Here is a 5,360-nt window from a genome sequence, read left to right as displayed (position 1 = left end):
TTCGTCGTCGCCGGGCATGTACAGGAACTGGTTCGGGTACCAGCCGTCGTCGTCCTTGCGCGCGACTTCGTAGAAGGTGCGGCCGCGGTCGGTCCAGCTGCGCAGGCTGCCTTCGTGCCGTTCCCAGAAATCTTCCGGCAGCTCCGTGGCACCGGTGAAGAGCAGGTTGAAGTCGTCGATCGCGCGGTCGTTTTCGTAGTCCTCGGCCTTGACGCCGCAGATCGAGGCCTTGATGCGCAGGTTGATGTCCTTGGACACCAGCACCACCGGCACGCCGGGGTGGTCTTCGATCAGCTGCAGGATCGAACCCAGGATCTGGTTGTCGGGCAGCACGGTGCCGAAACGCTTGCCGACCTCGACCGGCTTGAGCTGGAACATCAGGCGGCCGATGGCCTCGGCCGAACGCAGCTGCAGGCCCTGCGGGCGCACCAGCTTCACGCCTTCGTCGATGCTGTCGCTGCCGTGGGCGACGATGATCTCGTTGAGGAAGCGGCTGACCTGACGCGCGTTGCGGCTGGCTTCCGAGTGGCCTTTCATCGGGATGAAGACATCGTGCTCTTCGAACTTGAACAGGGCGGTGGGGTCGTGCATCAGCACGTTGGTGTCCAGGACGTAGATGCGCTTGGATCGGGTCATGGGCTTCTCGGGCTAGGGGCGTGGGCCCCGGAAAGGACAAGGCCGCCGAAGCTCGCGGGGCGAGTCGGCGACGGGAATGTTCAAGAGGAAGGTCACTTTGCCTTGGCGGCCTGCTGGTGCTGCTTGAGTGCTTCGTAAACCGCGTCGGCGTGGCCGGGCACCTTGACCTTGCGCCAGGCCTCGGCGACCCGGCCCTCGGGCGAGACCAGGAACGTACTGCGCTCGATGCCCAGCACCTTGCGGCCGTACATGTTCTTTTCCTTGATGACGTCGAAGGCCTGGCAAAGGGCTTCGTCGGCGTCGGACACCAGGTCGAAGCGGAAGCCTTGTTTCTCGCAGAAATTGGCGTGCGACTTCACCGAGTCGCGCGAGACGCCCAGCACTTCGGCGCCGGCGCGGCGGAACTTCGTGAGCAGGGTGTTGAAGTCCTGGCCCTCGGTGGTGCAACCCGGGGTGGAGTCCTTGGGATAGAAGTACAGCACCAGCCATTTGCCGCGGTAATCGGAGAGCTTGGCGGACTGGCCGCTGCCCAGGGCAAGCGGAAGGTCGGGGATCTTGTCGCCGGCGTCGGTCATCGCTTCCTCAGAATTTCATCGGGTCCATGATGGCGTCGAGGTTGAGGTGGTCGCAGAACTCGAGGAAATCGTCGCGCAGCGCGGCGATGTGCATGTTCGCCGGGATGCCGATGGTGACCTGGGCCGAAAACATGTCGGCGCCGGTCTGCATGGCGCGGTAGCGCGAACTGTGCAGGTTCTCGACGGTGATGCCCTGGCGGTCGAAGAAGTCGGCAAGCTGGAACAGGATGCCGGGTTTGTCGGCCGCCACCACCTCGACGATGTAGGGCAGCAGGTTCGACTGCGGGGCCTTGGGGCCGGTGCGGTACCAGACGAGCTTGTAGCCGTCCTCGCGTTCAAGCCGGCCCAGCATGGCCTCGAGCTTGGCCACCGCGTCCCAGGAACCCACCGCCAGCGCCGTGACCGAGACGTCGCGGCCGACGGTGGTGAGGCGGGCATCGACCAGATTGCAGCCGCTGTCCGAAATGCGGCGGCTGACCGACAACAGCGGCGACTGCGGATGCGTGGTGTACGCGCTTATCAGCAGGTGGTTCTCGTTGGCGGTCGGGCGTGCGGCAGGGTCGGTCAAAGCGAAGGTCCAAGGGGGCGCGGCAGGGGGCGCGCCTGGAGGTCCCGGCCAGCATACTTGCCGCCGCTTTAAGGCCGCAAGTAAGATCGCAGGCAGTCCCTGCAAGGCGTTCATTTTGCAACTTTCCGGCAGCATCACCGCGCTGGCGACGCCGTTCACGGCCGCTGGCGAACCCGATTTCGAAGCCTGGTCACGCCTGATCGACCGCCAGCTTGAGGCCGGCACCGCCGGCATCGTCGTCGCCGGCTCCACCGGCGAGGCCGCCGCGCTGACCGACGCCGAGTACATGGCGCTGCTTCGCGCCGCGGTCGCGCAGGTGGCCGGGCGCATCCCGGTGCTGGCCGGCACCGGCCATTCCAACACCGCCAAGACCATCACCCAGACCCGCCTGGCCCGCGACGGCGGCGCCGACATCGCGCTGGTGGTCACGCCGCCCTACGTGCGGCCCACGCCCGAAGGCCTGGTGGCGCACTACCGGGCCGTCGCCGACCAGGGCGGGCTGCCGGTGGTGCTTTACAACGTGCCCGGCCGCACCGGCTGCGACATGTCGCCGGGCGTGGTCGCGCAGCTGTGCAGCCACGACAACATCATCGGCCTGAAGGAAGCGCGCGGCGACCAGGAGCGCTGGCAGGCCCTGTACCCGCTGGGCGGCAAGGACTTCGCCCTGCTCAGCGGCGACGACCCGACCTTCGTGCGGGCGATGCTGGGCGGCGCCGACGGCGTCATCTCGGTGGCTTCGAACGTCGTGCCGCGCGCCTTCGCGCGGCTTTGCCGCCTGGCCCGCGCCGGCGAAGCCGAGCAGGCCCGGGCGCTGGATGCGCGCCTGGCCGGCCTGAACGATTTCCTCGGGGTCGAGCCCAACCCGATCCCGGTAAAGGCCATCCTGGCCCGCCAGGGCATCGGCCATGGCCTGCGCCTGCCGCTGCTGCCGCTTTCCCAGGCCCATGCCGCCGCCGCCGACGCCATGACGGCGCTGTGCGAACAGATCGAATCCGAACTGAAGTAATCTTGCCGATTGAATCCCCGCGAGCGCGGACCACCGCGCCGCTCCCCAGGAGAACCCCATGACCGCCGCCACCCTTTCCTTCCGCCCGCTGATGGTCGCCACCCTGGCCGTGGCCGTGCTCGCCTCCAGCGGCTGCAGCTGGATCCGCAACAAGTGGGGCAACGAGGCCGAATACCAGGCCAGCCGCCAGAACCAGCCGCTGGAAGTGCCGCCGGGCCTGGACGTGCCGTCCACCGCGGGCGCCGTCAACGTGCCTGCGGCCAACCCCAACGCGCCGACCGCGGCGGTGGGCCAGGGCGTGCCCTCGGCCTCGTCCGGCCAGGCCTACGTCGAAGGCATCGAGTCCTTCCTGCTGGCCGACTCGCTGGCCAGCAGCTATCGCCGCATCGGCATCGCCCTGGGCAAGATCGAAGGCGCGCGCATCGGCGACCGCGCGCAGCTGCTCAACAGCTACGAAGTCACCTACAAGGGCGTCACGGTGCTGGTGCGGGCCGAAGCGGCCGATGGCCAGACCCGCGTCGTGGCCCTGGGTCCGGACGGCCAGCCGGTGCGCAGCGGCGTCGCCACCGAGCTGCTGGCGGTACTCAAGGCCCGCCTGGGCTGATTCAGCGCTTCAGTTCATCGAGCTTGCCCGTCTTGCCGTCCCACTCGGCGGCATCGGGCAGCGGATCCTTGCGCGTGGTGATGACCGGCCAGTCCTTCGACAGCTCGGCGTTGAGCGCGATATAGCCTTCCTGGCCGGACGGCACGTCGTCTTCGGGGTAGATGGCCTTGGCCGGGCACTCGGGTTCGCACAGGGTGCAGTCGATGCACTCTTCGGGGTCGATGACCAGGAAGTTCGGGCCCTCGTGGAAGCAGTCCACCGGGCAGACCTCGACGCAGTCGGTGTATTTGCAGCGGATGCAGTTCTCGGTGACGACGAAGGGCATGGAGTTTCCCGGTTCTGGCGAGTCTGGCCCGCCATTCTAGCGCCCGGGGCCCGCAACGAAGAAGGCCCGGCATGGCCGGGCCTTCGGAATGGGTGGCGCTCCCTAGGGGACTCGAACCCCTGTTCCAGCCTTGAGAGGGCCGTGTCCTAGGCCACTAGACGAAGGGAGCGCGGATGGCGAAGCGATGAAGCGGGCGTTAGTATAGCGGGCTTGACCGTCCGCGGGAAGCCAGAAGGCCCCCGGGCGCCGCCCGCCGCGCAAGGATCCCGCGCCGCTTCCAGCCCATGACGGACACCGCCATTCCAAGCCTGAACCCGCCCCAGGTCGTACCGCGCGCCGAACACGGCATCTCCCGCAAGGACATCAGTCCGAACGCGCTGCGCGTGCTCTACCGGCTGCGCGACGGCGGCTTCCAGGGTTACCTGGTCGGTGGCGCGGTGCGCGACCTGCTGGCCGGTGGCCACCCCAAGGACTTCGACGTGGCCACCGACGCCACGCCCGAACAGGTCAAGCAGCTGTTCCGCAACTGCCGCCTGATCGGCCGCCGCTTCCGGCTGGCGCACGTGGTCTACGGCCGCGAGATCATCGAGGTCGCCACCTTCCGGGCCAACAGCTCCAACGACACCGACGACCGCGAAACCGACGACGGTGGCCGCCTGCTGCGCGACAACGTCTACGGCACGATCGAAGACGATGCCGTGCGCCGCGACTTCACCGCCAATGCGCTGTATTACACGGTCGAGGATTTTTCCGTGCGCGACTACGTCGGCGGTTATGCCGACGTGCGCGACCGCGTGCTGCGCCTGATCGGCGACCCGGTCGAACGCTACCGCGAAGACCCGGTGCGCATGCTGCGCGCGGCGCGCCTGTCGGCGAAGCTGGGTTTCAGCATCGCGCCGGAAGCCGCCGAACCGATTCCCGAACTGGCCGGCCTGCTGTCGTCGGCGCCGCCGGCGCGGCTGTTCGACGAATGCCTGAAGATGTTCCTGGCCGGCCACGCCGAAAAGAGTTTCCTCACGCTCGAAGAACTTGGCCTGATGCCGGCGCTGTTCCCGGAAACCGCCAAGGCCCTGGCCACCAACCGCAGCGGCGCGCTGCGCGCGATGGTGCTCCAGGCCCTGCGCAACACCGACGCGCGCATCGCCCAGGACAAGCCGGTCACGCCGGCCTTCCTGTTCGCCGCGCTGCTGTGGCCGGCCTACTGCCGTGAACTGGCGCTGCTGCAGGCCCAGGGCGTGGACAGCACCGTTGCCCAGCAGCGTGCCGCCGACCGCGTCACCCTGCACCAGGCCCAGCGCATTGCGCTGCCGCGCCGTTTTTCGCTGCCGATGCAGGAAATCTGGCTGCTGCAGACCCGCTTCACCCAGCGCGTGCGCAAGCGTGTGTTCCGCCTGCTGGCGCATCCGCGTTTCCGCGCCGCCTACGACTTCCTCGAGCTTCGCGCCAGCGCCACGCCCGACGTCGCCGAGGACCTGGCGTTCTGGCGCGAGGCCCAGGCCCAGGCGCCGGAACAACTGGCCAGCCGCCTCTCGCCCAAGACGCTGCCGCGCGGCGCCCACGACGAGGTGGACGGCGAGCCCGGCGATGCCGGGGACGACGACGACCGCGGCCCGCGTCGCCGGCCGCGCCGCCGCCGGCGCAAGCCC

The 5,360-nt window shown here is 68.6% G+C and carries 7 protein-coding genes and 1 tRNA gene; 3 read left to right on the top strand and 5 right to left on the bottom strand.

Annotated features, from left to right (window positions below; translation table 11 throughout):
• The 3 genes from AACZ35_RS11955 to AACZ35_RS11945 form a co-directional block, all read right to left on the bottom strand.
• Nucleotides 1–636, bottom strand: a 636-nt coding sequence (locus tag AACZ35_RS11955; RefSeq protein ID WP_339829572.1) for a PIN domain-containing protein, incomplete at its 3' end; no start/stop codon positions are given.
• A gap of 92 nt (nucleotides 637–728) precedes the next feature.
• Nucleotides 729–1,211 (bottom strand): peroxiredoxin, encoded by a 483-nt coding sequence (locus AACZ35_RS11950; protein WP_339829570.1) that lies wholly within the window; start codon nucleotides 1,209–1,211, stop codon nucleotides 729–731.
• A gap of 7 nt (nucleotides 1,212–1,218) precedes the next feature.
• Nucleotides 1,219–1,779: a glycine cleavage system protein R gene (locus tag AACZ35_RS11945; RefSeq protein WP_229668443.1), complete on the bottom strand. Its 561-nt coding sequence runs from the start codon at nucleotides 1,777–1,779 to the stop codon at nucleotides 1,219–1,221.
• Between the two features lie 115 nt (nucleotides 1,780–1,894).
• Between AACZ35_RS11945 and dapA the strand changes: the two genes are divergently transcribed.
• Nucleotides 1,895–2,785 carry a 4-hydroxy-tetrahydrodipicolinate synthase gene (gene dapA, locus AACZ35_RS11940; RefSeq protein WP_339829566.1) on the top strand — a complete coding sequence of 297 codons (891 nt, stop codon included), beginning with the start codon at nucleotides 1,895–1,897 and terminating at the stop codon, nucleotides 2,783–2,785.
• A gap of 58 nt (nucleotides 2,786–2,843) precedes the next feature.
• Complete coding sequence (locus AACZ35_RS11935) at nucleotides 2,844–3,389, top strand: hypothetical protein (protein ID WP_339829564.1); 546 nt, start codon at nucleotides 2,844–2,846, stop codon at nucleotides 3,387–3,389.
• Between the two features lies 1 nt (nucleotide 3,390).
• On the opposite strand, the gene fdxA is transcribed toward AACZ35_RS11935, so the two are convergent.
• Complete coding sequence (gene fdxA / locus AACZ35_RS11930) at nucleotides 3,391–3,714, bottom strand: ferredoxin FdxA (RefSeq protein WP_339829562.1); 324 nt, start codon at nucleotides 3,712–3,714, stop codon at nucleotides 3,391–3,393.
• A gap of 93 nt (nucleotides 3,715–3,807) precedes the next feature.
• Nucleotides 3,808–3,883 (bottom strand) — tRNA-Glu (locus tag AACZ35_RS11925).
• A 115-nt stretch (nucleotides 3,884–3,998) separates the two neighbouring features.
• Here AACZ35_RS11925 and pcnB point away from each other — a divergent pair.
• Nucleotides 3,999–5,360: polynucleotide adenylyltransferase PcnB (gene pcnB, locus AACZ35_RS11920; protein ID WP_339829560.1), on the top strand; the 1,362-nt coding region annotated here is incomplete at its 3' end.

This window comes from uncultured Arenimonas sp., assembly GCF_963976025.1.
Taxonomy (GTDB): Bacteria; Pseudomonadota; Gammaproteobacteria; order Xanthomonadales; family Xanthomonadaceae; genus Arenimonas.
Note: the sequence above shows the minus strand (reverse complement) of the source record. Positions and strands in the feature narration are given on the sequence as shown.

Coding starts and splice junctions, on each gene's coding strand:
- AACZ35_RS11935 (WP_339829564.1), top strand. CDS start 2,844: ATGACCGCCGCCACCCTTTCCTTCCGCCCGCTGATGGTCGCCACCCTG.
- fdxA (WP_339829562.1), bottom strand. CDS start 3,714: ATGCCCTTCGTCGTCACCGAGAACTGCATCCGCTGCAAATACACCGAC.
- AACZ35_RS11950 (WP_339829570.1), bottom strand. CDS start 1,211: ATGACCGACGCCGGCGACAAGATCCCCGACCTTCCGCTTGCCCTGGGC.